This is a genomic window from Pseudarthrobacter sulfonivorans (assembly GCF_024391045.1).
GTDB classification, from domain to species: Bacteria; Actinomycetota; Actinomycetes; order Actinomycetales; family Micrococcaceae; genus Arthrobacter; species Arthrobacter sulfonivorans_B.
The window spans coordinates 33,519-59,423 of the sequence record NZ_JANFCZ010000012.1 but is presented as its reverse complement, the minus strand read 5'-3'; the positions used below and the strand labels follow the sequence as shown (position 1 = coordinate 59,423).

Below are 25,905 nucleotides of genomic sequence, written 5' to 3'. Positions count from 1 at the left end.
TGCACTCATGACCTGCAGAGCATTAATGACCTGCAGTTCAACGACGAACCACCCGGGAGACACGGCATGACCAACTGGCGGATCAGGGACTTCCACTCGGCAGACCTGGACGGGATCCTGCACCTGTGGGAAACCCTCAAGGCCTCCGCCGTGGAGCCCGTCTATGCCCTCTCCGAGGTCCTCGCGTCGTGCGAGAAGGACCATGCCGTGGTGGCGGTGCAGGGCGACATGGTGGTGGGCGCCGCCGTGGGCCGCGCCGCGCACGACCAGGGCTGGATCGTCTTCCTCGCCACGCTGCCGGAATACCGCGGCCGGGGCATCGGCACCTCGCTGCTCGCCGCCGTCGAAAACCGGATGGCCCCGCACGGCCTGAACAAGCTCTCGGCGCTGATGCCCGAATCTGAGACCCGGGTGGAGGCCTTCCTCAGCCGCGGCTTCGCGCTGAAAAAGAACCTGCGGTATTTTGAGCGGACCATCCCCGTCCAGCGGCAGGAGCTTGGTGCGCTGGGCCAGCTGGGCGGCCGGGTCCTGGCGCGGGACCTGTGGGGAAACGTGGCCGGCATGCGCAAGGAAAAGGAACTTCTGGAACGGCGGCTGGTCCTGCCGCTCGCGGAGGCCGATCTCGCGGACGAATACGGCGTGGTGCCGCCGCGCGCCGTGGTGCTGTTCGGTCCGCCCGGAACCGGTAAAACCACCTTCGCAAAAGCGATCGCGTCCCGGCTGGAGTGGCCGTTTGTGGAAGTTTTCCCGTCGCGGCTGGCGTCCGATCCGAAGGGCCTCGCCGGCGCGCTGCGTGAGACGTTCCTGGAGATCGCCGAACTGGAACACTGCGTGGTGTTCATCGACGAAGTGGAGGAGATCGCGTCCCAACGATCGGGCGAACCGCCGTCGCCGCTTCAGGGCGTCACCAATGAGCTGCTGAAAATCATCCCGGCCTTCCGTGAACAGCCGGGCCGCCTGCTGGTCTGCGCCACCAACTTCATCCGGTCGCTGGACACCGCCTTCCTGCGGCACGGCCGGTTCGACTACGTCATTCCCATCGGCCTCCCCGACCGCCAGGCCCGCGAAGCCATGTGGCAACGCTTCATCCCGGCCGCCGTGGTGGACGACGTGGACGTGGAACTCCTCGTGGACCGTACCGAGGGTTTCTCGCCGGCCGACATCGAATATGCTGCCCGCAGCGCCTCCCAGCGGGCGCTTGAAAACGTGGTTTACGGCGAGGGCCGGGACGGCGGAGCGGCTTCCGGTGGCAGCGGTTCACTTCGTGAGGCGGCCCGGAAGGGACCCTCCACGGAGGATTACCTGGACGCCATCGGTGACACCCGGACCACTGTCAGCGACGAAGTCCACGAGGACTTCCTGGAGGACATCGAGGCGCTGGGGCGGGTTTAGCCGGGCCCGGATCTAGTACGAGAGGTTCTCGTAGTCGGTGTCGTCTTCCTCGTCCAGCTGGTGGTCCAGTTCTTCGAGCAGCCACGGGTTCACGCGGGCCAGGATCTTGCGGATTTCCTCAGTCTCCACAGCGGCATAAAGCACCGGCCGGGCATCCCGGTACTTGGTGACCGGCGGCTTGTCCGGCCACTTCTCGGCGAGTGCCTTGACGCGTTCGGGGATGGAGTTATGCGCGTTGTCCGCGATCTTCACGAGGGCGGCATCGTGGTCCTCCGCGATGTAGCGGATGCCGGCCTGGTAGTCATCCGGGTTGTCGTGCAGCCGGTTGGTCACCCGCTCGATGATGTCCGCTGCCCGCTCCGAGACACCCATCTCCAAAAGTGCCTGGCGGGTGATGGGCGTGTCCTCGGCAATGTCGTGCAGGTACCCGGCAATTTGGATGTCGTCGTCGAAGTCCGCCAGGGCATCGCCTACGGCCAGGACGTGGTCGCGGTAAGGCCGCTTGAGCTTGTCCTTCTGCCGGTTGTGGGCAACCTCGGCCAGGACCCTCGCGGTCTCAACAGTGAAGGTGGGCGCAAGGTGGTGCTCCGTGGAGTGCTGGTCTGACATGATCCAAGCCTACGGCCCTTACACCGCGGCGCCCCACAGCGCTTTGCGCAGCAGCGCCTTCATGGTGGCCACCTCGGCGGCGTCGAGGCCTTGCAGTGCTTCGGCCTCCGCCTGCTCCGCCGCCTCAGCGGCGCGCGCGTGGAGTGTAGCACCGGCCGCAGTAGCAGTGACGGTTTTGGCCCTGCGGTCCAGCTTGCCGGGAGCGCGGACCACCAGTTTCCGCTTTTCCAGATCGTCCACGAGGGCAACGATCTGGCTCGGATCGAGGCTCAGGAAATCCGCCAGCTCCCGCTGGGTTGGTTCCAGGCCGCTGTTCGCCAGGACCAATACCGAGTAGGAGCGCTCCTTAAGCCCGAAGTCGGCGAGTGCCCGGTTGTTCAGCACGGACCCCGCTGCATGCAGTTTTGCCAGCAGGAACCCCATGTCGTTGGTGATCGAAGCGGCCACTAGCTTGTCGTCGCCGCCCGCCTGCTTTGCTCCCTGCACTTCGATGGTCATATCGCTCCAGATAGTTTTCAAAATAAATAGTTGACTTCTTCAACAATCCATATTCTCATGGATACAGAACAGCATCCCACGCCGGACGGCAGGGGAACATGGTCAGCTAGCAAAGGAGCAGCAATGAGTCTCTCAGGCAAAGTCGCAATCGTCACCGGAAGCGGTCAGGGCCTCGGCCTCGCTTACGCCCGGGAACTCGCCCGCCAGGGTGCCGCCGTCGTAATTAATGACGTCAATGCCGAGACGGCGGCGCAGGCTGTGGCAGAGATTGAGGCCGACGGCGGGCGGGCCACCGCGGTGGTTGCCCCGGTCGGCAGCACCGAGGCCGCCAAGGCGCTGGTGGCAGGCGCCGTGGAGGCTTTCGGCGGCCTGGACATTCTGGTGACGAACGCGGGGATCCTGCGGGACAAGAGCCTGCTGAAGATGACCGACGAGGACTTCGACCTGGTCATCAACGTCCACCTGAAGGGCACGTTTTCCTGCGTCCGCGAGGCCTTCGCCTACTTCAAGGACAACAACGTGCAGGGCCGGATCATCACCATCGGCTCGCCCACGGGCCAGCGCGGCAACTTCGGCCAGACCAACTACGCCGCAGCCAAGGCCGGGATCGTGGGCATGGTCCGCACCTGGGCGCTGGAAATGAAGAAAGCCGGGGTCACCGTCAACTCCGTCATCCCGGTGGCCGCCACCGCCATGACCAAAACTGTCCCGTACTTCCAGAAGGCTGTGGAAGCGGACGAGCGCGGTGAGGCGATGCCGTCATTCTTCCGCCACGAGCTCGGGTTCGGAACGGCCGACGACGTCGCGGGCCTGGTTGCCTTCCTCGCCTCCGACGAGGCCGCCAACATTACCGGCCAGGCGATCGGTGCCGGCGGCGACCGGCTGCAGGTTTGGAGCCACCCGGAAGCGGCCACCACCGAATACCGCGACGGCGGCTGGAGCTACGAAGCCCTGCGGGAGAACGCCGGTGAGCTGTTCAACGGTGACACGCTGCAGAGCTATGGGGAGGAGTTCCTCCCGCTGCCGGAGGAACTCAAGCCCGAGCCGGCCCCGGCCCGCTAGTCCGCCGCGCCCCGCTCTCTGACTGCCAAAGGAAACCGATATGCGTTATGAACTGGGCATCGATGCCGCCAAACTCGATGCAATTGACATGCACGTCCACCTGGAGGTGGATGGCCACGGCCATGAATCCCTGCCGCCGGCCCTGACCGAAGCCTCGGCCAAGTACTTCAAAGCCGAGGACCGCACCCCCTCACTCGACCGCATCGCCGAGATCTACCGCGGGCTGAACATGGCCGCCGTCGTGTTCACCGTGGACGCCCGCACCCAACTCAAGCACGAGCCCAACAGCATCCCGGACCTGATCGCCGGCGCCGCGAGGAACAACGACGTCCTCATTCCGTTCGGCAGCGTCGACCCCCGCACCGGCGAGGAAGCCATCGCAGGCGCCAAGCACCAGGCGATCGAGCTCGGCGTCCGTGGTTTCAAGTTCCACCCGTCGCTGCAGGGCTTCGACCCCTCCAACGAGCAGTTTTACCCCCTCTGGGAAACGCTGCAGGAGCTCGGCCTGCCGGCAATCTTCCACACCGGCCAGAACGGCATGGGCGCAGGGCTGCCCGGTGGGTACGGGATCAAGCTGGCGTTCTCCAACCCCCTGCTCCTCGACGCCGTGGCCGCGGACTTCCCGGAACTGCAGATCATCATGGCCCACCCTTCCGTGCCCTGGCAGGACGAAGCCAACTCCATCGCCACCCACAAGTCCAACGTCTTCATCGACCTGTCCGGCTGGTCGCCTAAGTACTTCCCGGAGTCCCTGGTCCGGATGTCCAACTCCGTACTCCAGGACAAGGTGCTGTTCGGCACCGACTTCCCGCTCATCACCCCGCAGAAGTGGCTCGGCGCGTTCGCCGACCTGCCACTCAAGGACGAGATCCGGCCCAAGATCCTTAAGGACAACGCCGTCCGCCTCCTCGGACTGGGAACTTGAGATGGAGACGACGACGACGGAACCCACCGTGAGCGCCCCGGTACGGCTTTTCAAGGTCGCTGACTTCTACGACGCGGAGTCCCTCCTGACCGACAGCGAGCGCCGCGTGCTGGGCAGGCTCCGAACCTTCCTCGACGAGCAGGCACACCCGCTCCTGGCGGACCACTGGGAGCGCGGCGATTTTCCCACCGAACTGGCCCAGCCACTGATCGACCTGGACCTGATGGAACCGGCCGAACTCACTGGCGCCGCGGGTGCAGAACACAGCCCGGCCCGCGGCATCTACCAGGGGTTCCGGATCTTCGAACTCGCCCGGACCGACGCGTCGCTGGCCACCTGGTACACCTCCCAGGCAGGCCTGTTCCGCACAGCCATCCGCGTGGGAGCCTCGGAAGCCCAGCAACGGGAGTGGATGCCCAAGGTGATCGACTTTTCGCTGAAGGGCGTCTTCTCACTCACCGAACCCGAATCCGGCTCGGACATCGCCGGGGGCCTGTCCACCACCGCGCGCCGCGAGGGCGATGACTGGATCCTGGACGGTGCGAAGCGCTGGATCGGCGGCGCCTCCACCGCAGACGTCCTGGCCGTGTTCGCCCGGGACGTGGCGGACGGCCAGGTCAAGGCCTTCCTCGTGGACCGGACCGCGGCGGGTGTCACCTTGGAGAAGATCCACGGGAAAACGTCCCTGCGGATGATGCAGAACGCCCACATCACCCTCGACGGTGTCCGCGTGCCCGAGGCCATGCGCCTGCACAACGTGAACTCGTTCCGCGACGTGGCCGCCATGCTGCGGGCCATGCGCTCGGACGTGGCCTGGATCGCCACGGGCCTCCAGGCCGGCGCGTTCGAAGCAGCCCTCGCCTACGTGAAGGAACGCAAGCAGTTCGGCCGGTCGCTGGGTTCCTTCCAGCTCGTCCAGGAGAAACTGGCCCGGATGCTCGGGAACGTTACCGCCTCGCTCTCGCTGGTGGTGCGGTTGACCGAACAGCAGGCCAAGGGCATCTACCGGGACCAGGACTCAGCCCTGGCCAAGATGCAGACGTCCCTGCTGATGCGCGAAACCGTTGCCCTGGCCCGCGAAGTGGTGGGCGGCAACGGCATCACCCTGGACACTGACGTTGCCCGTTTCCACGCCGACGCCGAAGCCGTCTACTCCTATGAAGGCACCCACGAGATCAACGCCCTCATCGTGGGCCGCGCCCTGACCGGCGAAAGCGCCTTCACCCGCTGACCTGACCAGCTGAACAGCACGCACCAAACCCGGCGGCCCGCCGTCGTACTTGCCCTTCCCAAACGCCCCCAAGGAGGCACCCCATGCCCAATCTCGTCGTCGACTTCGACACCCTGCTCACCCTCACCGGCAAGGACCTCGGCACCACCGACTACCGCGAAATCACCCAGGCACAGATCAACCTGTTCGCCGACGCCACGGACGACCAGCAGTGGATCCATACCGATCCGGAACGCGCCAAGGACGGCCCGTTCGGCGCCCCCATCGCCCACGGATTCCTCACGCTGTCCCTGATCATCCCGTTCTGGGGCGAACTGTTCGACGTGGACGGCGTCACCACCAAGGTCAACTACGGCCTGGACAAGGTCCGCTTCACCTCTCCCGTGAAGGTGGGCTCGAAGGTCCGCATGCAGGCAACCATCGCCGAGGTCACCGAGGTCAAGGGCGGCGCCCAGATCAAGGTCAACGCCACCATCGAAATCGAAGGCCAGGAACGCCCCGCCGTGGTGGCCGAGTTCCTCGCCCGCTTCTACAAGTAGGACCAGCTCTCCCTTAGGAACCACCCAACCACCCCTCCTCCCCCAAGGAACAGCCATGTCAGGACACACCACGCTCGCACCAGCGGGCACGGCCGCCAAGCGCAAGGAAGCGCGCACGGTCATCTTGTCCAGCTATCTGGGCAGCACCATCGAGTTCTACGACTTCCTGCTGTACGCAACCGCCGCGGCCGTGGCCTTTCCCAAGGTCTTCTTCGCCGGGACCGACGAGTGGGTGGGCGTGGTTGCCGCCTACGCCACCTTCGCGGCCGGGTACGTTGCCCGGCCGCTGGGCGGCGTCATTTTCGGGCACTTCGGTGACAGGATCGGCCGCAAGGGCATGCTCATCGTCTCCATGGCGATGATGGGCGTCGCGTCCACCCTCATCGGCCTGATCCCCGGCGCCAGCCTGATCGGCCCCTGGGGCGCGGTGATCCTAGTCCTCCTGCGGGTCTGCCAGGGCATCGCGGTGGGCGGCGAGTGGGGCGGTGCTGCGCTGATGGCGCTGGAACATTCGGACCCCAAGCGGCGCGGATTCGCGGCGTCCTTCGTCAATGCCGGCGCTCCCACCGGTGCCGTCCTGGGCACCCTGGTCATGGGCGCGTTCTCCGCCCTGCCGCAGGACGCCTTCCTCGCCTGGGGCTGGCGTGTCCCGTTCCTGCTGTCCTTCGTCCTGCTGATCGTGGGCCTGTTCGTCCGGCTGCGGGTCTCCGAAAGCCCGATCTTCGCCGAGGCCGTAGCCCAGGAAAGCGCCCAGGGCACCAAGCGCAAGATCCCGCTGCTGGAGGTCCTGCGCCGCCCCAAGGCCCTGATCATGATCATGTTCGCCGGTGCCGCGGGATTCGGCCTGCAGGTAGTGCTGCCCACGTTCTCCGTGACCTACGCCGTATCCAAGGGCGCACCGCAGCAGGGTGTGCTGTACGCCTTCGCCGGCGCCTCGGCCATCTCCATCCTGTTTGTCCTCCTGGGCGGACGGCTCTCCGACCGTTTCGGCCGCCGTCCGGTGATGGTGGCGGGCCTGGCCCTGTTCATCGCCTACCTGTTCCCGATGTTCGGGATGCTGGGCTCCGGCAATATCGGCATGGTTTTCCTGGCCTTTACTGTGGCGCTCGTGCTGCACTCCTCCCTGTACGGGCCGCTGGCCGCGTTCGTCTCGGAGCAGTTCGGCACCACCAACCGGTATACCGGCGCCGCAGTGGGCTACCAGCTGGCCACCCTGATCGGCGCCGGCTTCACCCCGGGCATCGTGGCCGGTCTGTACAAGGATTCCGGCCAGAGCATCGTTCCCGTGGTGGTGTTCCTGTCCGTCATGGCCCTGGTTTCCATTGTCTTCATCCTGCTGACGCGGGAGTCTAAGAACAACGACCTCACCTCGGTCAGTTAGGAGTTCCGCACACATGGACAACAACGGAGTTGGATCCTGGCTGCAGCGCCGGCGCGCAAAATCCGGACCCAAGGCGGCACTCGTGTCCGCGGCGGGCACCCTGACGTACGCCGGGCTCGCGGACCGGACCGACCGGCTGGCAAACGCCCTTCGCGGCAGGGGCGTTGGCAAGGGCGACAGGGTGGCCTACCTCGGCGACAACCACCCGTCCTTCGTGGAGACCTTCTTCGCCTGCGGGCTGCTGGGAGCCATCTTCGTCGCGCTCAACACCCGGCTCGCCGCCCCGGAGATGCAGTTCCAGCTGCAGGACTCGGGGTCCCGGATCCTCATCCATGCAGCGGCGCTCGAAACAGTCGCTGCCTCCGCCGTGGCGGAGACCGCGGTGGCGGTCCGGCTGGCAGTGGCGTCCGACGGCGGCGCGCAGGATTCCGCCGCAGAGCTGCCGTCCGGCGTCGAACGCTATGACGAGGTGCTCCGGACGGCGGCCGCAACGCCGCTGGATGAGGCGGTGACGCTGGACGACGGCGCCATGATCCTGTACACCTCCGGGACCACCGGCCGACCCAAGGGCGCGCTGCTGACGCACGGCAACATCACGTGGAACTGCTTTAACACCGTGGTGGACATGGACCTGAACCGGAACGATGTAGCGCTCATGATCTCGCCGCTGTTCCACGTGGCCTCCTTGGACATGGGCCTGCTGCCCATGCTCCTCAAGGGCGCCACAGTGGTGCTCGAGGCCAAGTTCGAGCCGGGCCGGGTGCTGGCGCTGGTGGCCCAGCATCAGGTGACCACCCTCAACGGCGTGCCCACCACCTTCCAGATGCTGTGCGACCATCCGGACTGGGCTACCGCGGACCTCAGCTCCCTGGACAAGCTCACCTGCGGCGGTTCGGCGATCCCGCGCCGGGTCCTGGATGCGTACGAGGACCGCGGCATCGGTTTCACCAGCTGCTATGGCATGACCGAAACGTCGCCCGGTGTCACCATGCTGCCGGTGGCACGTTCCCGGGACAAGGCCGGTTCAGCCGGCCTGCCGCACTTCTTCACCGACGTCCGGATTGCCGATCCGCTGGGCGGTCTCGCGGCCGAGGGCCAGGTGGGTGAAATCCAGATCTCCGGACCCAACGTCATCAAACAGTACTGGAACCGGCCGGACGCCACCGCCGAGAGCTACGCGAACCAGCAGTGGTTCCGCTCGGGCGACATGGGCTACCGGGACGGTGAGGGCTTCCTCTTCGTCTCGGACCGTCTGAAGGACATGATCATCTCCGGCGGTGAGAACATCTATCCGGCCGAAGTGGAGGCCGTGATCGCCGAACTGTACGAGGTGGGCAGCGTGGCTGTGATCGGCGTCGAGGACGAGAAATGGGGTGAGGTGCCCCGCGCCATCGTCACGCTCCGCGAGGGCGCTTCCCTGACCGGGGACCAGCTGCGCGCCCACCTTGAGGGGCGGCTGGCCCGCTACAAGATCCCCAAGTCCGTGGTGTTCCTGGACGAGATGCCGCGCACCGCGAGTGGGAAAATCCGCAAGGCCGACCTTCGAAAGCTCACGGCAAACCAGGGGTAGCGGTGTGGGACGGGCCGATGCCGTCCCACACCCATGGTCCGCGCGGGAGGGTACCCGGCTGGAAGACAGCCAGCGCCTCCGCCAGGTTTCCGGCCGGCAGGCCAAGGGAATGCAGAATGTGGTCGCGGACGTTGGCGACGGTCACGCCCCCGCGGGCAAGGTCGGCCAGCGTAACGGCACCGTCGCGCTTGGCCAGCCGGGCGCCGTCGGAATTTACCACCAGCGGCACATGCGCATATTCCGGAACTGGAATATCCAGGAGCGAGGCGAGGTATGCCTGGCGGGGTGTGGATGGCAGCAGGTCATCGCCGCGCACCACCTGATCTATGCCCTGGGCGGCATCATCCACCACCACCGCGAGGTTGTACGCGGTGACGCCGTCGTTGCGGCGCAGGACAAAGTCGTCCACCACGCCGGTGAACTCACCCTGCAACACGTCCTGCACGGTGTACGCCGTTACCTCCGAGCGCAGCCTGACCGCTGCCGGCCGGGTGGAGCGCTTGTAGTCCAGCTCGGCCGGACCAAGGTTGCGGCACGTTCCCGGATAGGCGCCCTGCGGTGCGTGCGGAGCAGACGGCGCCTCCTGGATTTCGCGGCGCGTGCAGAAGCACTCATACGTCAGGCCTGCGTCCGTGAGGCGGCGGATTGCATCGTCGTACACCGCGCCGCGGTCTGTCTGGCGGACGACGGCGCCGTCCCAGGTCACCCCGATCGCAGCCAGGTCGCGCAACTGCTCCGCCTCTGCCCCGGCACGTGCACGGTCCAGGTCCTCAACGCGCAGCAGGAAGTCCCGCCCCGTGGAACGGGCGAACAGCCAGGCAAGAATGGCGGTACGGAGATTGCCAACGTGAAGTTCACCGGAGGGGCTGGGGGCGAATCGCCCGGCTGGAGTCATGAATCAACCCTACGCACACGCAACGCGGGGTCACTACATGCCCGAAATCGGGCTCCGGAGGCACCGGAAGTGACCCCGCGTTGCGGCAATTTCCGGGCGCACAACACAAGAGCCCCTCAGCTACCGATGACGCCGGAAGATCCGACGCCCGGGAGTTCAGGGGCTCTTGTCGTGTTTGCAGAATGCGTGTTTGCAGAATGACCGTGGTGTGAACAAGTGTCATCAGCGGCGGCCTCCTTGCGGGAGGCGGTGTCCAGTTTCCGGGTGGTGTGCCGAAGAGCCTGTAAGCCGGCGGGAGGGGGCGGTAGCCCGCTTCCTGCCTGTTGCCACTATTTGAGCAGACACCTTACAGTTGGCACAATAGGCACAGGAATCACTGGTCAGACTGATCAGTGCACGCGGCATGGACCGGCAGGAAGTGATCAGATTGCAGGAATTGGACGCCACAGACAAGCGGATCCTCAGCGCCCTGGACGAGGATCCGCGTGTGCCGATCATGGTCCTTGCCCAACGGCTCAGCCTGGCGCGCGGGACCGTACAGTCCCGCCTCGAGCGGATGACGGCGTCGGGCGCGCTCCGTCCCAACAGCAGCCGCGTCCTGCCTTCCGCCCTGGGCCGCGGGGTGGCGGCGGCCGTCAGCGCCGAGCTGGACCAAAGCCATCTCAACGAAGCCATCGCCGCCCTGCGGGAGATTCCCGAGGTCCTTGAGTGCCACGCCCCGGCCGGCGACACGGACCTGGTCATCCGGGTGGTGGCGAAAAGCCCGGACGACCTGTACCGCGTTTCGGAGGAAATCCGACTCTGCCCGGGGATCGTCCGCACATCCACGAGCATGTTCCTGCGCGAAGTCATCCCCTACCGGACCACCGGACTCCTCAAAGGCTGACCGCGGGCCGCACTCTCGCCGACGTTAGCCCGCATTGCCGTTAGACCGGAGGGCCGGCGTTGGACTTGAGGTTCTTCATTACCAAGGTGGACGTGAGCCGCTCCACGCCAGGCAGTGACGTGAGCTCGGCGTCGTAGAACCGTTGGTAGGCCGGCAGGTCCTCGGCGATGACCTTCAGCAGGTAGTCCGGTGATCCAAACAGCCGCTGCGCCTCCACGATGTTCGGCGTATCCGCCACGCGGTTTTCAAAGATCTCCATCGTGGAGCGGTCCACCTGCCGCAACGTGACAAACACAATCGCCTCGAACCCCAGCCCCACAGCGGCCGGATCAATGTCCGCTTTGTAGCCCCGGATCACCCCCGAGGCCTCCAGGTCACGCAACCGCCGGTGGCACGGCGCCACCGTCAAACCCACCTTGGCCGCGAGCGCCGTGGCAGTCATTCGGCCATCCTCTTTGAGATAACGCAAAATGCTTCTGTCAATATGGTCAATCACGCAATTATGTTACCAATGCATCAACAATTGCAGCGAAAAAGGTAAGCACTTATGGCGGCAAACTTCATAGGATTTGTCCCATAGCCATCGGACAGGAGCCCGCCATGAATCCCCAGTTGTTTTTCGCCTTCGTGCTGGTGGCGGCCGCCCTCGCCTGCACACCCGGCGTGGACTGGGCCTACTCCATCACCGCCGGCCTGCGGCAGCGCAGCTTTGTCCCTGCCGTCGCCGGACTGTGCGGCGGCTATGTCCTGCATACCCTGCTGCTGGTGGTGGGCCTGGCGGCCCTCCTGGCCGGGATGCCCGGCCTCCTCGGCTGGCTCACCGTTGCCGGCGCGGCCTACCTCCTCTGGCTGGGCATCAGCACCCTCCGCTCCTGGCGCGGGGCCTCCTTCAGTGCGGCAGACGCCGTCGCCAAGCCCGCCAACCAGCTCCGCACCTTCCTCCAGGGCATGGGAACCAGCGGCATCAACCCTAAGGGCCTGCTCTTCTACGTGGCCCTGGTGCCGCAGTTCGTCAGCCCGGAAGCCACCCTTCCGCTGCCCGTCCAGTCCGGGCTGCTGGGCCTGACGTTCGTGCTCCTGGCCGGAACCGTCTACACGTGCGTGGCCCTGCTGGCCCGCAAACTCCTGCAGTCCCGCCCCGGCGCCGCCCGCGCCGTCACGCTGGCCAGCGGCATCATCATGGTCCTCCTCGGGGCGGCGCTCCTCGCCGAACAGGTTGTCCCGCTGGTTGCCGGGGTTATGCAACACGCGTAAACGCTGCGCCACGAACCATTCAGTGAGCCCGGAACGGGTTGGTTAGCGCGGTCCGAAGCCTATTTCCCGTCCAGGTTCTCCCACTCCTGCTCCCACAGCCGGCGCTCGTCCACGTCCTTGCGGATGACCTCGAAGGTTTCCAGTTCCGCGGGCCGGCCCCGGAGCCAGTCCCGCGGGTTGAGGGACCAGCGGCCGTTGTCCAGTACCAGCAGGGCACGGTCCGTCAGGGCGTCGTTGCGGATGACAGGGTCTGTCTTACGACGGCGGAGCACCTCCTGGAGCGCCTCCTGCGCCTTGCTGTGGGCGCCCAACCGCCGCAGCGCGCGGCCCCGGAGCAGCAGCAGTGCGGCGGACAGGTCATCGGAATTCAGCAGCCCCTCGGTCCAGATCACCACTTCCTTGTCCCGCCCCAGCGCGAACGCCAGTGCGCAGCGGGCCAGGGCGGACGGCAACGACGGCGGCAACCCGGCGACCGTCTGCAGCGCCGCTTCCAGCTGGCCCGTTTCCCGCAGCGAGTGCGAGAGCGCCAGGAAGACGGACTCCTGGCCGAACAGCACGGGGACTTCGACGCGCTCGGCCACTTCCACCCGGGTGACCACGCGGGTCAGATACGTGGCGGCGTACTGGTTGGCGTCGTCGGCATTCCTGATGGACAGGCCGCGCTGGAGAAGCTCGGACGCGCGCAGGTACCCGCCGTGCTGGTACGCCAGCAGGCCGGCCATGACGGAACAGAGCCCGGCCCAGCCAGGGTAGGTGCGGCCCACAACGATGAGCCGTTCGGGTTCCTTGCTGTTGAAAATGGCCTCATGGACAGCCCTGACCGTCTTGCCCGGCATGAGCCTTAGCCTGGGGACTTCGCCGTCCACAGCGAGGAGCGCGGGATCGCGTCGGCCCAGCACACCGTGAATCAGCCCGCCCACACTGCCTGCGAGTTCTCGGACGGGCGTCTGGAATTGCACGTTTCCGAAGGGGGTCAAATCCCGGGCGTCCCGGTAGATCGGTCCTCTGGGCTCCCCGGTGCTCATCCCTCCATGCTACGTGGCGGCCTTTCCCCGAACCTACGTCACGGCCGCGATCCACACCCCGATCACCCAGGTACTGGCCGCCAGGCAGGCCAGCCCGAACTCCGCAAGCATGCCCAGTCCGGTGGCCTTCAAGGCGGTCCAGCTGGTGGTGGTTGCGGTGCGGAGCTGCCGGGTCCGCCGCAGCTCGCTGAGCAGCAGGCCGGCGGCGAAGCCGATGAAGAGTCCCACTACCGGGATAATGAACATGCCGATCACGCCCGCCACCAGGCCCACCACCACGCTCCGGCTGGGAATACCGTGGTGCTTGAGCTTCCGCCCGGTCAGGACGGCGCTGGCCGACATGCCAGCGACGACAAAGACCATGCCCACCGCGAAGATCACCCAGCCCAGCACCCCCGCGCCGCCCCAGATGGCCCATGCCAGCAGGCTGAGCCCGATCAGGAAGCTGCCCGGCAGCACCGGAATGATGGTGCCGGCGACCCCCACCAGGATGGCAACGCCGCAAAGGATGCTCACAACTGCTTCGGAGTTCATGAGCCCTAGTGTAGGACCGCCCGTTCAGGCGCCCGGATCCGCAGCCCCGGGCCGCCGTGCGCCTAAACGCCCGACGGCGGCGCCTTCCCTTCGCAGGGGAGGCACCGCCGTCGGGCGTTATGGCAGAGTGCGGCGGCGGAGGTTACTCGGCTTCCACAGCGGCGGCGACGGCTGCCGTCACCGCCGGGGCCACGCGCGGGTCCAGCGGGCTGGGCACGATGTAGTCCACGGAGAGATCCTCTTCGGCAAGTTCCGCGATGGCCCGGGCCGCGGCAAGCTTCATGGCCGGCGTGATGCGGCGGGCGCCGGCGTCCAGCGCGCCACGGAAGATGCCGGGGAATGCCAGCACGTTGTTGATCTGGTTCGGGAAGTCGCTGCGGCCGGTGGCCACAACGGCTGCGTACTTGGCGGCCACCTCGGGAAGGACTTCGGGGTCCGGGTTGGAGAGCGCGAACACGATGGAATCGGCGTTCATCAGCTTCAGGTGTGCCTCGTCGAGCTTGGAGGAGGACACCCCGATGAACACGTCGGCGCCGAGCAGCGCTTCGCCCGGTCCGCCGGTGACGCCGCGGGGGTTGCTGCGCTGGGCCATCTCGGACTTCTTGCTCGACGCATCGGCGGCGATGTCCGCCCGGTCGCGGTTGATGACGCCCTTGGAGTCGAGCAGGACAACATCCTGGATCCCTGCGGCGAGCAGGATTTCGGCGACGGCGATGCCTGCCGCACCCGCGCCGGACACCACGACGCGCAGGCCGCCGAGTTCGCGGCCGGTGACCTTGGCGGCGTTTGTCAGCGCGGCGAGTGCCACCACTGCGGTGCCGTGCTGGTCATCGTGCATGACCGGGCAGTCCAGCGCCTCAATGAGCTTCTCTTCCAGCTCGAAGCAGCGCGGGGCGGAGATGTCCTCCAGGTTCACGGCCCCGAAGCTGGGGCGGAGCCGCACCAGGGTTTCCACGATCTCGTCAACGTCGGTGGTATTCAAGACCAGGGGGATGGAATCCAGTTCGCCGAACGTCTTGAAGAGGGCGGACTTGCCCTCCATGACGGGCAGTGACGCGCTGGCGCCAATGTTTCCCAGGCCAAGCACGGCGGTGCCGTCGCTGACCACGACCACCAGGCGCTGCGCCCAGGTAAGGGTCTTGGCGAGCTCCGGGTTGGTGTGGATGGCGCGGCTGACGTCGGCCACCCCGGGGGTGTAGGCGATGGAAAGGTCACGCTTGTTGGACAGCGGGACGGTGCTGGTGACCGAGAGCTTGCCGCCCTGGTGGGCGTCGAAGATTTCAGCTTCGGTCAAGGCCGTTGCTGCGGAATTGTCGGTCGGTGCGATTGCGTCAATGGACACTTCGTTGTCTCCTGGGGCTAGCCGTGGGGCACGGCGCAGAATGGCTCAAGCGCAGGGAGGCTCAAGTTGGTGGGATTCGGACTTCGCGGACCCAAGGGTGACGGGTCCGGGGTGAAGTCCTTGCAGCTGCGGGTGCCAGCCACCCCGGTAATGCAATAGTAAACAGCGGCTGCGGCTGAATCCGGGGGCAAAGTGGCTATCCCGCCATGCCAAATCGATTTTTCAGCATCTTTTGTGATTCACATCACGCCATAAAGGCGTATTTATTCGCCTATTGGTCTAGACCAGTTACGCCGATCGGTGGGCTGCGCGCGCGTTCGGCGCCACCGGAGCCAGCAGGGTGCACGCCTTCTTCAGGTCTTCTTCGGCCTCAAACAGCGAAAGCCGGCGGTTGCGGACGGACTGGACCAGACCAGTGACTGTCAGCAGGAGCACCCGGGCCGCCACGGCGTCGTCGGAAGCTACGGCTACTGCCTTTTCGCTCAGGTCGTCAATCTCCTGCAGCAGCTCAGTGGTGTCCCTGCCCTTGAGGTAGACGCCGCGGGTCAGGCACTGTTCCACCGCGGGCTGCATGACCCGCATGTGGAAAATCTCCATGACCACGCCGGTGAGGGCCCGGCCGCCGAAGCTGGCCGCCGACGTGCGCACCCTCGTCTGGAGCTCATCGAGCTGCTGGCGGTAGAGGGAGAGCATGAGGTGGGTAGGCGACGGGAAATACCGGTAGACGGTCCCCAGCGGGACACCGGACTTTTCCGAGATTTCCGCGAGGTCTACGGATTCCAGGCCCTTGCGGGCAAACCCTCCGGCGGATTCGAGGACGCGGGCGTAGCGCAGCCTCTGGCGTGGGGTGGCGGGCCGTGCGGCCATGGGCGGATGGTCGGAAAGGGTCTCGGGCATCAGCATTCCGGGGTAGTGAATTTACGGTGCAGCGGCCGGTCGATCCCCATCCCAGGCCGCCCTACAGTCCGGCTCAACTATACGCCACCCGGGCATGGGCTCCTCAGGCAACGCTCCTGATCTTGACCACAAACACGGCGCCCAGCAGGCCAATGACGGCCGCAGTGGTGAAAAGCGTGACGTACCCGCCGAACTGCGTCACCGCGAGGTACGCGAGGCCGGTGGCGAACACCTGCGGCAGCGAGGCCGCCACGTTAATGACCCCCATATCCTTGCCACGGTCGGCGGCCTGCGGCAGCACCTGCGTCAGCAGCGCGAAGTCAACGGCAAGGTACGCGCCGAACCCCACGCCGAGGATGCCGGCTCCGATCAGGGCGCCCGGCCACACCGGGAAGAGGGCCATGGTCAGGCCGGCGACGGCAATGAGCACCGAGGACCCGATCACAAAAGGCTTGCGCTTGCCTACACGGTCGCTCCACGGCCCCGCAATCACCGCAGTAACCATGACCAGGGCCGCATAGATGCCGGTCAGGATCAGGACTCCCAGCGCCGGGTTCTCAAGCTTGAGGACGTCAGTGAGGAAAAAGATCAGGTACACAATGGTCAGCTGGTTGCAGACGTTGACCAGGAAGCGGGTGAGCCACGCCCAGGCGAAGTCCGGGTGGCGTGCCGGGCTGATCCAGAAACCACGGAGAAAGCTGCCCCACGAGAACGGCGGCCGGAGCTCCCTGGGCAGCGGCGGGTCATTCCGGTGGAAAAGGTACGGCAGCACGGAGAACAGCAGGGCAGCCGCACACATGGTGTACCCCACCAGGAAGTTTCCCGACACGACCGCCCCGAAGACTGCGCCCAGGAGGATGCCCGCCGTTTGGCCCAGGGCCGCCAGTCCCCCCACTCCGCCGCGCTGCAGCACCGGCACCCGGTCCGGGATGGCGGCGGTGATGGCCGCATAGGCCGCGTTGGCACCCAGTTGAACCAGGCACCAGAACAGGACCATCAGGGCAACGGCAGTAGCACCGGACATCGCCAGCAACGCTGCGACCGCCAGGACGGCACCTGCCAGGACCCAAGGGGAACGCCGCCCGAAACCCGAGACCGTCCGGTCGGACAAAGCGCCGAACAGCGGGTTGGCCACCAGGGATACGGCGGCGCCGCACCCAAGGACGAGGGACGCGATGGCTTCCTTGTTGGCCTCGTCGATGCCAGTGGCCTGCATGGCGATAAAGACGTTGATGGGGCCGAAGAACGCGGCGTTGATGCCAACGTTGACCAGCACCAGCCCGGTCACCCAGCGCGCAGTGACCTTTGTGGTCGGCTCGGCGAGCGCCGCCGTCGAACGTTCGGACGCTACAGCGGGCAGCGCTGCAGAGCCGGCATCCGACGGCGGAGTGGAGTCCGGTGCCGCCGGTGAATCGGACAGGCTCATTTCAGGTTCCCCCCTGGAACGGTCAGTGATGCAAATCAGACTATCGTGGGCGTCATGGCCCCGCCTGCTTTACTGCCCGGACCCGCGGCGGCGGCCTCCCCGACCGCCACGCACCGGACCCCTGGAGATGCAATGACCGCTTCTGCCCACCGCCCTGCGAACAGCCCCGTCAACACGGCCGACCTCTACGACGAGCGCGGCGATGACCTCGCTTCCGTGTCCCTTCAGTTCCTGTCCCTCGGTGGCCGGTCCCATTTCAGCGGCCCGGTCCGGACCATCCGCTGCTTCCAGGACAACGGGCTGGTGAAGTCCACGCTGGCGACGCCCGGCAACGGCGCCGTGCTGGTGGTGGACGGCGGCGGCTCCCTGGGCACGGCGCTGATGGGGGACATGATCGCCAAGAGCGCCGTCGCGAACGGGTGGGCCGGCGTCGTAATCAACGGCGCCATCCGCGACCGGGAGGCCATCGCGGGGCTGGAACTCGGCGTGAAGGCGCTGGGCAGCAATCCGCGCAAGAGTGCCAAGGCAAGCGCCGGCGAAGTGGATGTGGACGTGTTGATCGACGGCGTGAGGTTCCGTCCCGGCGTCACCGTCTGGTGCGATCCGGACGGCATCCTCGTCGAGCGCTAGCCCATGCAACCAGGGGCTGCCGAGATAAACTGGGTTCCCGGGAACAACCAGGGAAGTAACATAGTTACTGAAAGCAACTATCAAGCTTGATCACCATTTCCTTTCCCTGGAGAAGTCATGTCCAAAACATCCGCTGTGCGCGCTGCCGGCGAAACCCTGACCCAGCGTCAGGTTGTCACCGTGATGGTGGGTCTTATGCTGGGCATGTTCCTGGCATCCCTTGACCAGACCATCGTGTCCACCTCGATCTACACCATCGCCAACGACCTCGACGGGCTGTCCCTCCAGGCCTGGGCCACCACGGCCTACCTGATCACCTCCACCGTCAGCACGCCGCTCTACGGCAAGCTGAGCGACATTTTCGGACGCCGGCCGCTGTACCTGACCGCCATCGTGATTTTCCTCGCCGGGTCGCTGTACGCCGGCTCGGTGCACTCCATGACGGAACTGGCCATCGCCCGCGGCGTCCAGGGCCTCGGCGCAGGTGGCCTGCTGGCCCTCGCGCTGACCATAATCGGCGACATCGTCTCCCTGAAGGACCGGGCCAAATACCAGGGCTACTTCATGTCGGTGTTCGGCATTTCCTCGGTCCTCGGCCCTGTGGTGGGCGGCGCGTTCGCCGGGTCCGCCAACATCCTGGGCTTTGACGGCTGGCGCTGGGTGTTCTTCATCAACCTCCCCATCGGGCTGGCCGCCCTGACCGTGGTGTTCCTGTTCCTCCACCTACCGGTCAAGCACATGAAGCAGAAGATCGATTACTGGGGCGCGGCGGCCATCACGCTCGCCATCGTGCCGCTGCTGCTGGTGGCCGAGCAGGGACGCAGCTGGGGCTGGACCTCCCTGAACTCCTTCCTCTGCTACGGGCTGGGCGTGGCAGGCATTGCCTTGTTCCTGCTGGCCGAAAAGCGCGCCGGCGACTACGCCCTGATCCCGCTCCGGCTCTTCCGGAACACCACGTTCGGGCTGTCCTCGCTGCTGAATTTCATCATCGGCATCGGCATGTTCGGGGCGATCGCCATGCTCCCGATGTACCTGCAGCTGGTCAAGGGACTGACACCCACCGAGGCCGGGCTCATGATGATCACCTTCACCGTGGGCATCCTGACAGGTTCCATCACCGCCGGACGCACCATCTCGGCGTCGGGCACGTACCGGATCTTTCCCATCCTGGGCACGGGCATCCTGACCGTGGCCGCGGTGACCATGGGCCTGTCCCTCGGTGTGGACACCGCCCTCTGGGTTCCCGGCGTGATTGCGGTGTTCTTCGGCATGGGCCTTGGCTTCTGCATGCAGCCGCTGACCCTGGCCATGCAGGTTTCCGTGCCGCCGAAGGACATGGGCGTGGGCACGTCATCAGCAGCGTTCTTCCGGTCCATGGGTGGCGCAGTGGGCACTGCCGTGTTCATCTCCATGCTGTTCAGCGTTGCCGCAAGCCGGATCGCGGACAACATGAAGTCGGCCATGGGCAACGCGGATTACCTGGCCGTCCTGAAGGATCCGGCCGTGGCGGCGGACCCGGCCAACGCCAAGCTGTATGCGTTCTTCCAGAACGGGGCCTCGAACGATTCACTCAACGACACCAGCTGGCTCCACTCCGCCAGCAGCGCGCTCACCCGCCCCATCACCGAGGGCTTCTCCTACGCGATCGACGCCGTCATGATCACCGCCGCCGTGCTCACCGGTATCGCCTTCCTCATCAGCTTCGCGCTGCCGAACAAGAAGCTGACCGACCCGAAAGCAGCCCCGCGGGCAGACGCAGCCGCGGTGGCAGCGCACTGACTTCCCTGTTCAGGAAGTGAGGACGACGACGGCGGTTGGTCTTCAGCCGCCGTTGCCGGCCGTGAAGTAGTTGTGCACCTCATGGAAAGTCATCGTCGGCGGGCCGCCAAAACCGGCCTCCGCCGTGAGCGGGCCCATCTTGTCCCGGGCAAAGGCATCAAACTTCTCACGGCTCTCCCAGACGTCCGTGACCTGCAGACCGTTCTCCGTCATCGTTGCCCAGTGCGAGATGGATCCATCCGGGCCCGGTCCGCCCGGAGTGAGCCCCATCAGCCTGTTGACCTGGTCATACTGCTCAAGGGTGGTGCCCTCAAACTGCATGACTATTGCGACCGCCATAAAGACTCCTTTGTCGTACAGAACCGCCCGGAAATGGCGGCCTGCGAATGGATAGATAGTGCCTTGTTTACGCCGGGTCGTTCCCACCGTCAAGGGGCGGCGTGCGCCGCATCTTGACGGACGCCGGCCCGGTCAGAGCGTCAGCTTCATGCCCTCGTGGCTCGCCTCAAAGCCCAGCCGCCCGTAGAACCGGTGGGCGGCCGCCCGGGACTTGTGCGTGGTCAGCTGCATTAGCGTGCACCCGCGACGCCGGGACTCGTCGATTGCCCACCGCACCATCAGGTTCCCGATGCCCAGGCCGAGGAGGCTCCCCGCCACGCGGACGGCCTCAATCTGCGAGCGCCAGGCACCCCGCCGGGAGATGCCGGGGAGGAAACTCAGCTGGAACGTGGCTACCACGGCACCTTCCCCCGCGCCAGGTTCGCCGGTCCCGAGCGCGGCCGCGCCGGGCCGCACCAGCTCGCCGACAACCAGCAGATGCGCGGGGTCGGCCTCGATCGCCGCGAACGCCTGCTCGTACGGCACCATGTCCTCGTCCGCCTCACGGGCGGCGCCCATGGCGTCGTCGGCCAGGAGGGCAACAATCGCGGGCAGGTCCGCGGGTGAGGCGAGGCGGAGACGGAAGGTCCCGCCGTCGACGGCGGCGGTCGGAAAAGGGGCGGGCGCATCCGGGTTCCAGGTCACGCCACCAGCATTCCACAGGGACCGGTGTACGGTGGTAAAGCTGATTTTGTAACCGCCGTCACCTTTACCGGCGGACCACTCGAAGGATTTTGCACATGTCTGACCAGACAACCACGGGGCAGAGAACTGACTCCAGCCGGGACAGTGAGCCCCACCTTTCACGCTCGCTGAGCAACCGGCACATCCAGCTCCTGGCCATCGGCGGTGCGATTGGCACCGGGCTGTTCATGGGTTCCGGCAAGACCATTTCCGTGGCCGGGCCCTCCGTGATCTTTGTGTACATGATCATCGGCTTCATGCTGTTCTTCGTGATGCGGGCCATGGGCCAGCTGCTGCTGTCCAACCTAAACTACAAGTCCTTCAGCGACTTCGCCGGCGATCTGCTGGGCCCTTGGGCGGGCTTCTTCACCGGCTGGACCTACTGGTTCTGCTGGGTGGTGACGGGCGTCGCCGACGTGATTGCGATTGCCGGCTACGCCAACGAGCTGTGGCCCGGCATTCAGCTGTGGGTACCCGGCATCGCCACGATCGTGATCCTGCTGCTGCTCAACCTGCCCACCGTCAAAGCGTTCGGTGAGACCGAATTCTGGTTTGCCCTCATTAAGATTGTTGCCATCGTGGCGCTGATCGTTGTGGGCCTGGTCATGATCTTCACCGGCTTCACGTCCAGCGCCGGCACAGCAAGCTTCACCAACCTGTGGAGCCATGGCGGATTCTTCCCCAAGGAGTTCATGGGCTTCGTGGCCGGCTTCCAGATCGCCGTCTTCGCGTTTGTCGGCATTGAACTCGTGGGCACCGCCGCGGCCGAAACCAAGAACCCGGAGCACAACCTGCCCCGCGCGATCAACGCCATTCCCCTGCGCGTCATGCTCTTCTACGTGGGCGCCCTCATCATCCTGATGTCGGTCACGCCCTGGACCGAGTTCCAGGCCGGCCACAGCCCGTTCATCGGCATGTTCTCCCTCGCGGGCCTGGGCATGGCCGCAATGGTGGTCAACCTGGTGGTGCTGACGTCCGCCATGTCCTCCGCCAACTCCGGCATCTACTCCACGTCCCGCATGGTGTTCGGCCTCGCCCAGGACGGCGACGCCCCCAAGCTCTTCGGCCGCCTCTCAAGCCGCAAGGTTCCGCAGAACGCCCTGTTCCTGTCCTGTGTGCTGCTGCTGGCCGGCGTGGCCCTGCTGTACGCGGGCAAGGACGTTGGCGTGGCGTTCGACATGGTCACCACCGTCTCCGCCGTCTGCTTCATGTTCGTGTGGTCCATCATCCTGGCCAGCTACCTGGCCTTCCGGAAGCGCCGGCCGGAACTGGCCAAGTCCTCCGCCTTCAAGCTGCCCGGCGGCATTCCGATGGTGTGGGTGGTCTTCGCGTTCTTCGCATTCCTGCTGTGGGCCCTCACCACACAGCCGGACACGCTCACGGCACTGCTGGTGACCCCGGTGTGGTTCGCGATCCTGGGCGTGGCGTATGCCGTGGTCCGGAGGACGCCGCTGCACCAGGCCCGTGTGGCCGAGTGGAAGGCAATGGCCGACGGCGAAACCTCCGCCGCCACCACGTCCGCCTGACCGCTACCCCGCCGCACCCCCTACCCCGGGACGCTCTCTCACTTAATGTGGGTTTTCGGGCAACGCTCTCTCACTTAACATGGGTTTTCTGCAAACCCTCTCCCACCAACTGGTGGGAGAGGGTTTGCCGTTTCTGGCATACGCGGTCCTTGTGATCCGGCCCGGCCCGTGCTTGGCTGAGGAGCCGGCGTTGGCACAAGTCACTCAATGGGGGAGGGCCTGGAATGGATCAGAACGTGGTCTCTGGATTGCCAAGGAAAACTCTGCGGGCAGGAATTATCGTGGGTGCCATCGGTGCGTTCTCGGTCATCCTGGCTCCCCAAATCATGCAGTTGCTGATGTTTGGACCGGCCTACTCGCAGGCGCTGGGCGTGGTTTTCCAGACCCTTTTCCAGCTCGTCACGCTGTTCTTCCTGCCGTTTTCTGCCGCCCTGATCGCCGCCTCACTGGTCATGCGTCACCTGGAAACCGCACTGGCACGAAGGCTGCCAGCCCCAATCGGCAGTTCACCGCCCACGGAATAGGCCCGCCGATTCAGCCAAAATCAACGCACGACGGCGGCACTCACGGTGAGTGCCGCCGTCGAACGTTAACTGCGAGAGCGTTGCCGAAAAAGCCGCACTAAGTGAGAGAGCGTTTGGGTCAGGCGAAGTAGACGCCGATCCGGTTCCCGTCGATTTCCTCGATGCGGATGTCGATGTCGTAGACGTCGTGCAGCATGGCGGCCTGCATGATCTCCGCCGGAGTGCCCTGGTGGATCATGCGGCCGTCCTTCATGGCCAGGATGGTGTCCGAATAGCAGGACGCGAAGTTGATGTCGTGGACCACCAGGACGATGGTTTTGCCCAGGTCGTCAGCGAGGCGGCGGAGAAGGCGCATCATCTCCACGGAGTGCTTCATGTCCAGGTTGTTCAGCGGCTCGTCCAGGAGCAGGTATTCGGTGTCCTGCGCCAAGACCATGGCGATGTAGGCGCGCTGTCGCTGGCCGCCGGAGAGCTCGTCCACGAACTTGTCCGCCATGGCTGTCAGGTCCAGATGCGCCATGGCCTCCTCCACGATGGCGAGGTCCTCCACCGTGGGCCGGCCGCCCGAATGCGGGAACCGGCCGAAGGCCACCAGGTCCCGGACGGTCAGCCTCATGGTGAGGTGGTTCTCCTGGCGGAGGATGGCCATGGTGCGGGCCAGGTCCCGGCTCGGAGTGGCCGCAACGTCCAGGCCGGCAACCGTCACGGCGCCGCTTTCCAGCGGCTGGAGCCGGCTGATCAGCGAGAGCAGTGTGGACTTGCCCGCGCCGTTGGGCCCGATGATCGAGGTGACGCCGCCGCGGGGAATCATGCAACTGACGTCGTCGAGGACCTGCTGGCCGCCGTAACTTTTCGAGACGTTCCGGACGTCAATCACTTCAGCGAGCCTTTCAGCAGGAGGTAGAGGAACAGGATGCCGCCGGCGAACTCGATGACCACGCTCAGCGCAGTGGCGAAGCCGAAAACACGCTCCAGGATCAACTGGCCGCCCACCAGTGCCACCGCGCCGATTAGCACCACAATCGGCAGCAGCCGGGCGTGGTTGAACCCGCGGCAAAGCTGGTAGCCGAGGCTGACCACCAGTAGTCCGAAGAACGTCACAGGCCCCACCAGTGCGGTGGAAACGGCCACCAGCAGGGAGCAGGCCAGCAGGATCCGCATCACCACGCGGCGGTGGTCCACGCCCACGTTGATGGCCAGCTCCCGGCCCAGCGCCAGGACGTCCAGCGTGTGCCGGGCACGCCATACGCCTACGCAAACAACAGAGATGATAAGGGCGGAGACGCCCAACAGTGCCGGGTCCACGTTGTTGAAGCTGGCGAAGAACAGGTCCTGCAGGATGATGAACTCGCTGGGTTCCATGAGCCGCTGCAGCAGCGAGGAGAAGCCGCGGAACAGGCTGCCCAGGATGATGCCCACCAGCAGCAGCAGGTGCAGGGAACGCGTGGCGCCGGTGAACATCCATCGGTACAGCAGGGCGCTGAAGGCAACCATCAGGAGAACCTCGACGGCGAACTGCAGCGTGGGCGGCGCTGCGGTGACCGCCCCGGCACTCCCGGTGAAGACGAGCCCTGTCTGCACCAGGATGTAGAGCGAGTCGAAACCCATGATGGAGGGGGTGAGGATCCGGTTGGCGGTGACGGTCTGGAAGAGCAGTGTGGAAACGCCTACCGCCACGGCCACCAGCAGCATCGCGGCCAACTTCAGGGCGCGCCGCGGAAGCACATAGCCCACGTTGCCCTTAAGGTCGCTGAACAGGAAGAACACGACGGCGGCGATGGTGGCTGCGAGCAGGACGCCGATCACCAGCTTGGGCGGGGCGTTCCGGATGCGGTTTCGCAGCTGTGCCCCGGGACGGCTGACGGGTGGCTTCGCGGCGGCCGTGGCAGGTACCTTGGATGTGGCAGTTTCAGGCATTGCGTTTCCTCAGGATCAGGAGGAGGAACAGGATGGCGCCCACCACGGCCATCACCATGCCCACAGGAACTTCGTAGGGGTAGCGGATGGTCCGGCCGATGATGTCGCAGACCAGCACAAAGCCGGCGCCGAACAGGGCGGTCCAAGGTACTGCGCGGCGCAGGTTGTCGCCGAAGAGCAAGGACACGATGTTGGGCACCACCAGGCCCAGGAACGGCACAGCGCCCACGGTGGTCACCACCACGGCGGAGATCAGCGAGACGATGATCAGGCCCAGGCGCATGGTCGCCCTGTAATTCAGGCCGAGGTTAGTGGTGAAGTCCTCCCCCATGCCTGCCACGGTGAACCGGTCGGCGGCCAGCAACCCCACCAGCATCAGGGCCGCCACAATCCACAGCAGCTCATAGCGTCCCCGCAGGACCCCCGAGAAGTCGCCGATCATCCAGTTGCTCAGGGTCTGCAGCAGGTCGTAGCGGTACGCGAAGAACGTGACGACCGCCGCAATGACACCGCCCAGCATGATGCCCACCAGCGGAATCAGCAGGGTGTTCCGGGCGGGCAGGCGCCGCAGGATGGCGAGGAACAGGGCCGTGCCTAAGACGGCGAAGACACTGGCGACGCCCATCCGGAGGAGGATCGGCGCCGTCGGGATGGCCACGGTTACCACCAGGATGCCCAGGGTGGCGGACTCGACGGTGCCCACGGTGGAGGGCTCCACAAAACGGTTCCGGGCCATCAGCTGCATGATCAGCCCGGCCACGGCCACCGCCATGCCGGCGAGGATCACGGCCAGCGTGCGCGGGAGGCGGGAAATCCAGAAAATGTCGACGGCGGCCGGGTCGCCGGCGAGCAGCCCTGGCAGCGACACGTCGCTGACTCCGACGAACATGCTGATGGTGGCCAGGGCGAGCACCACCGCGGCAGCCGCAGCCAGCCTCGCGTGCTCGCGGGACCGGCTGCGACTAACGGGGGCGACGGTCCGCACCGCCGTAGTTGTCATG

The 25,905-nt window shown here is 65.9% G+C and carries 27 protein-coding genes; 13 read left to right on the top strand and 14 right to left on the bottom strand.

What is annotated here, in order from left to right; translation table 11 throughout:
• Positions 1-66 precede the first annotated feature (66 nt).
• On the top strand, positions 67-1,392 hold the full coding sequence (locus NQJ30_RS09960; RefSeq protein ID WP_255769763.1) for an ATP-binding protein: 1,326 nt from the start codon (positions 67-69) through the stop codon (positions 1,390-1,392).
• Between the two features lie 12 nt (positions 1,393-1,404).
• On the opposite strand, the gene NQJ30_RS09955 is transcribed toward NQJ30_RS09960, so the two are convergent.
• Together NQJ30_RS09955 and NQJ30_RS09950 are read right to left on the bottom strand one after the other, a co-directional pair.
• Positions 1,405-2,001 (bottom strand): HD domain-containing protein, encoded by a 597-nt coding sequence (locus NQJ30_RS09955; RefSeq protein WP_255769762.1) that lies wholly within the window; start codon positions 1,999-2,001, stop codon positions 1,405-1,407.
• Between the two features lie 18 nt (positions 2,002-2,019).
• On the bottom strand, positions 2,020-2,499 hold the full coding sequence (locus NQJ30_RS09950) for a MarR family winged helix-turn-helix transcriptional regulator (protein ID WP_255769761.1): 480 nt from the start codon (positions 2,497-2,499) through the stop codon (positions 2,020-2,022).
• A 123-nt stretch (positions 2,500-2,622) separates the two neighbouring features.
• Here NQJ30_RS09950 and NQJ30_RS09945 point away from each other — a divergent pair, with 123 nt between their 5' ends.
• The 6 genes from NQJ30_RS09945 (at position 2,623) to menE (ending at position 9,207) form a co-directional block, all read left to right on the top strand.
• Positions 2,623-3,561: an SDR family NAD(P)-dependent oxidoreductase gene (locus NQJ30_RS09945; RefSeq protein WP_255769760.1), complete on the top strand. Its 939-nt coding sequence runs from the start codon at positions 2,623-2,625 to the stop codon at positions 3,559-3,561.
• A gap of 40 nt (positions 3,562-3,601) precedes the next feature.
• The gene (locus tag NQJ30_RS09940) at positions 3,602-4,486 is read left to right on the top strand and encodes an amidohydrolase family protein (RefSeq protein ID WP_255769759.1); all 885 of its coding nucleotides are present in this window, start codon (positions 3,602-3,604) and stop codon (positions 4,484-4,486) included.
• 1 nt (position 4,487) lies between these two features.
• Entirely contained in the window at positions 4,488-5,717 is a 1,230-nt protein-coding gene (locus tag NQJ30_RS09935; RefSeq protein WP_255769757.1) for an acyl-CoA dehydrogenase family protein, read from the top strand.
• A gap of 83 nt (positions 5,718-5,800) precedes the next feature.
• Positions 5,801-6,256: a MaoC family dehydratase gene (locus NQJ30_RS09930; RefSeq protein WP_255769756.1), complete on the top strand. Its 456-nt coding sequence runs from the start codon at positions 5,801-5,803 to the stop codon at positions 6,254-6,256.
• A 55-nt stretch (positions 6,257-6,311) separates the two neighbouring features.
• On the top strand, positions 6,312-7,637 hold the full coding sequence (locus NQJ30_RS09925; RefSeq protein WP_255769755.1) for an MFS transporter: 1,326 nt from the start codon (positions 6,312-6,314) through the stop codon (positions 7,635-7,637).
• Between the two features lie 13 nt (positions 7,638-7,650).
• Positions 7,651-9,207, top strand: coding sequence for an o-succinylbenzoate--CoA ligase (gene menE, locus NQJ30_RS09920; RefSeq protein ID WP_255769754.1), 1,557 nt, complete (start codon positions 7,651-7,653; stop codon positions 9,205-9,207).
• On the opposite strand, the gene gluQRS is transcribed toward menE, so the two are convergent.
• Positions 9,188-10,102: a tRNA glutamyl-Q(34) synthetase GluQRS gene (gene gluQRS, locus NQJ30_RS09915; protein WP_255769753.1), complete on the bottom strand. Its 915-nt coding sequence runs from the start codon at positions 10,100-10,102 to the stop codon at positions 9,188-9,190. The two genes, menE and gluQRS, sit on opposite strands and share 20 nt — an antisense overlap.
• A gap of 427 nt (positions 10,103-10,529) precedes the next feature.
• On the opposite strand from gluQRS, the gene NQJ30_RS09910 reads away from it, so the two are divergent.
• Positions 10,530-10,988 (top strand): Lrp/AsnC family transcriptional regulator, encoded by a 459-nt coding sequence (locus tag NQJ30_RS09910; protein ID WP_255769813.1) that lies wholly within the window; start codon positions 10,530-10,532, stop codon positions 10,986-10,988.
• Between the two features lie 40 nt (positions 10,989-11,028).
• Here NQJ30_RS09910 and NQJ30_RS09905 read toward each other — a convergent pair whose 3' ends face one another.
• Positions 11,029-11,484, bottom strand: coding sequence for an Lrp/AsnC family transcriptional regulator (locus NQJ30_RS09905; RefSeq protein ID WP_255769752.1), 456 nt, complete (start codon positions 11,482-11,484; stop codon positions 11,029-11,031).
• A 104-nt stretch (positions 11,485-11,588) separates the two neighbouring features.
• Between NQJ30_RS09905 and NQJ30_RS09900 the strand changes: the two genes are divergently transcribed.
• Positions 11,589-12,242, top strand: coding sequence for a LysE family translocator (locus tag NQJ30_RS09900; RefSeq protein WP_255769751.1), 654 nt, complete (start codon positions 11,589-11,591; stop codon positions 12,240-12,242).
• A gap of 59 nt (positions 12,243-12,301) precedes the next feature.
• On the opposite strand, the gene NQJ30_RS09895 is transcribed toward NQJ30_RS09900, so the two are convergent.
• The 5 genes from NQJ30_RS09895 to NQJ30_RS09875 form a co-directional block, all read right to left on the bottom strand.
• Positions 12,302-13,267, bottom strand: a complete 966-nt coding sequence (locus NQJ30_RS09895; protein ID WP_255769750.1) for a hypothetical protein — start codon at positions 13,265-13,267, stop codon at positions 12,302-12,304.
• A gap of 33 nt (positions 13,268-13,300) precedes the next feature.
• On the bottom strand, positions 13,301-13,801 hold the full coding sequence (locus NQJ30_RS09890; RefSeq protein ID WP_255769749.1) for a DUF456 domain-containing protein: 501 nt from the start codon (positions 13,799-13,801) through the stop codon (positions 13,301-13,303).
• 142 nt (positions 13,802-13,943) lie between these two features.
• Positions 13,944-15,143 carry an NAD(P)-dependent malic enzyme gene (locus NQJ30_RS09885; RefSeq protein ID WP_255769748.1) on the bottom strand — a complete coding sequence of 400 codons (1,200 nt, stop codon included), beginning with the start codon at positions 15,141-15,143 and terminating at the stop codon, positions 13,944-13,946.
• Positions 15,144-15,431: 288 nt separating this feature from the next.
• Positions 15,432-16,040 carry a TetR/AcrR family transcriptional regulator gene (locus NQJ30_RS09880; RefSeq protein ID WP_255769747.1) on the bottom strand — a complete coding sequence of 203 codons (609 nt, stop codon included), beginning with the start codon at positions 16,038-16,040 and terminating at the stop codon, positions 15,432-15,434.
• Positions 16,041-16,143: 103 nt separating this feature from the next.
• Positions 16,144-17,466 (bottom strand): MFS transporter, encoded by a 1,323-nt coding sequence (locus NQJ30_RS09875; protein ID WP_255769746.1) that lies wholly within the window; start codon positions 17,464-17,466, stop codon positions 16,144-16,146.
• Between the two features lie 132 nt (positions 17,467-17,598).
• Here NQJ30_RS09875 and rraA point away from each other — a divergent pair, with 132 nt between their 5' ends.
• Together rraA and NQJ30_RS09865 are read left to right on the top strand one after the other, a co-directional pair.
• Positions 17,599-18,096 (top strand): ribonuclease E activity regulator RraA, encoded by a 498-nt coding sequence (gene rraA / locus NQJ30_RS09870; RefSeq protein ID WP_255769745.1) that lies wholly within the window; start codon positions 17,599-17,601, stop codon positions 18,094-18,096.
• Between the two features lie 117 nt (positions 18,097-18,213).
• Complete coding sequence (locus NQJ30_RS09865; RefSeq protein ID WP_255769744.1) at positions 18,214-19,875, top strand: MDR family MFS transporter; 1,662 nt, start codon at positions 18,214-18,216, stop codon at positions 19,873-19,875.
• Between the two features lie 42 nt (positions 19,876-19,917).
• Here the strand turns inward: NQJ30_RS09865 and NQJ30_RS09860 are convergent, their stop codons facing one another.
• Together NQJ30_RS09860 and NQJ30_RS09855 are read right to left on the bottom strand one after the other, a co-directional pair.
• Positions 19,918-20,214, bottom strand: coding sequence for a hypothetical protein (locus NQJ30_RS09860; RefSeq protein WP_255769743.1), 297 nt, complete (start codon positions 20,212-20,214; stop codon positions 19,918-19,920).
• Positions 20,215-20,346: 132 nt separating this feature from the next.
• Entirely contained in the window at positions 20,347-20,898 is a 552-nt protein-coding gene (locus NQJ30_RS09855; RefSeq protein WP_255769742.1) for a GNAT family N-acetyltransferase, read from the bottom strand.
• 95 nt (positions 20,899-20,993) lie between these two features.
• Here NQJ30_RS09855 and NQJ30_RS09850 point away from each other — a divergent pair, with 95 nt between their 5' ends.
• Entirely contained in the window at positions 20,994-22,463 is a 1,470-nt protein-coding gene (locus NQJ30_RS09850) for an amino acid permease (protein ID WP_255769741.1), read from the top strand.
• A 224-nt stretch (positions 22,464-22,687) separates the two neighbouring features.
• Complete coding sequence (locus NQJ30_RS09845) at positions 22,688-22,987, top strand: hypothetical protein (RefSeq protein WP_255769740.1); 300 nt, start codon at positions 22,688-22,690, stop codon at positions 22,985-22,987.
• Between the two features lie 118 nt (positions 22,988-23,105).
• Here NQJ30_RS09845 and NQJ30_RS09840 read toward each other — a convergent pair whose 3' ends face one another.
• The 3 genes from NQJ30_RS09840 to NQJ30_RS09830 are packed head-to-tail and all read right to left on the bottom strand — an operon-like array spanning position 23,106 to position 25,904.
• The gene (locus NQJ30_RS09840; RefSeq protein ID WP_255769739.1) at positions 23,106-23,864 is read right to left on the bottom strand and encodes an iron ABC transporter ATP-binding protein; all 759 of its coding nucleotides are present in this window, start codon (positions 23,862-23,864) and stop codon (positions 23,106-23,108) included.
• Complete coding sequence (locus NQJ30_RS09835; RefSeq protein ID WP_255769738.1) at positions 23,861-24,904, bottom strand: iron chelate uptake ABC transporter family permease subunit; 1,044 nt, start codon at positions 24,902-24,904, stop codon at positions 23,861-23,863. The genes NQJ30_RS09840 and NQJ30_RS09835 overlap by 4 nt, the downstream gene beginning before the upstream one ends.
• Positions 24,897-25,904, bottom strand: a complete 1,008-nt coding sequence (locus tag NQJ30_RS09830) for an ABC transporter permease (RefSeq protein ID WP_255769737.1) — start codon at positions 25,902-25,904, stop codon at positions 24,897-24,899. Before NQJ30_RS09830 ends, NQJ30_RS09835 begins: the two co-directional genes overlap by 8 nt.
• Position 25,905 lies beyond the last annotated feature (1 nt).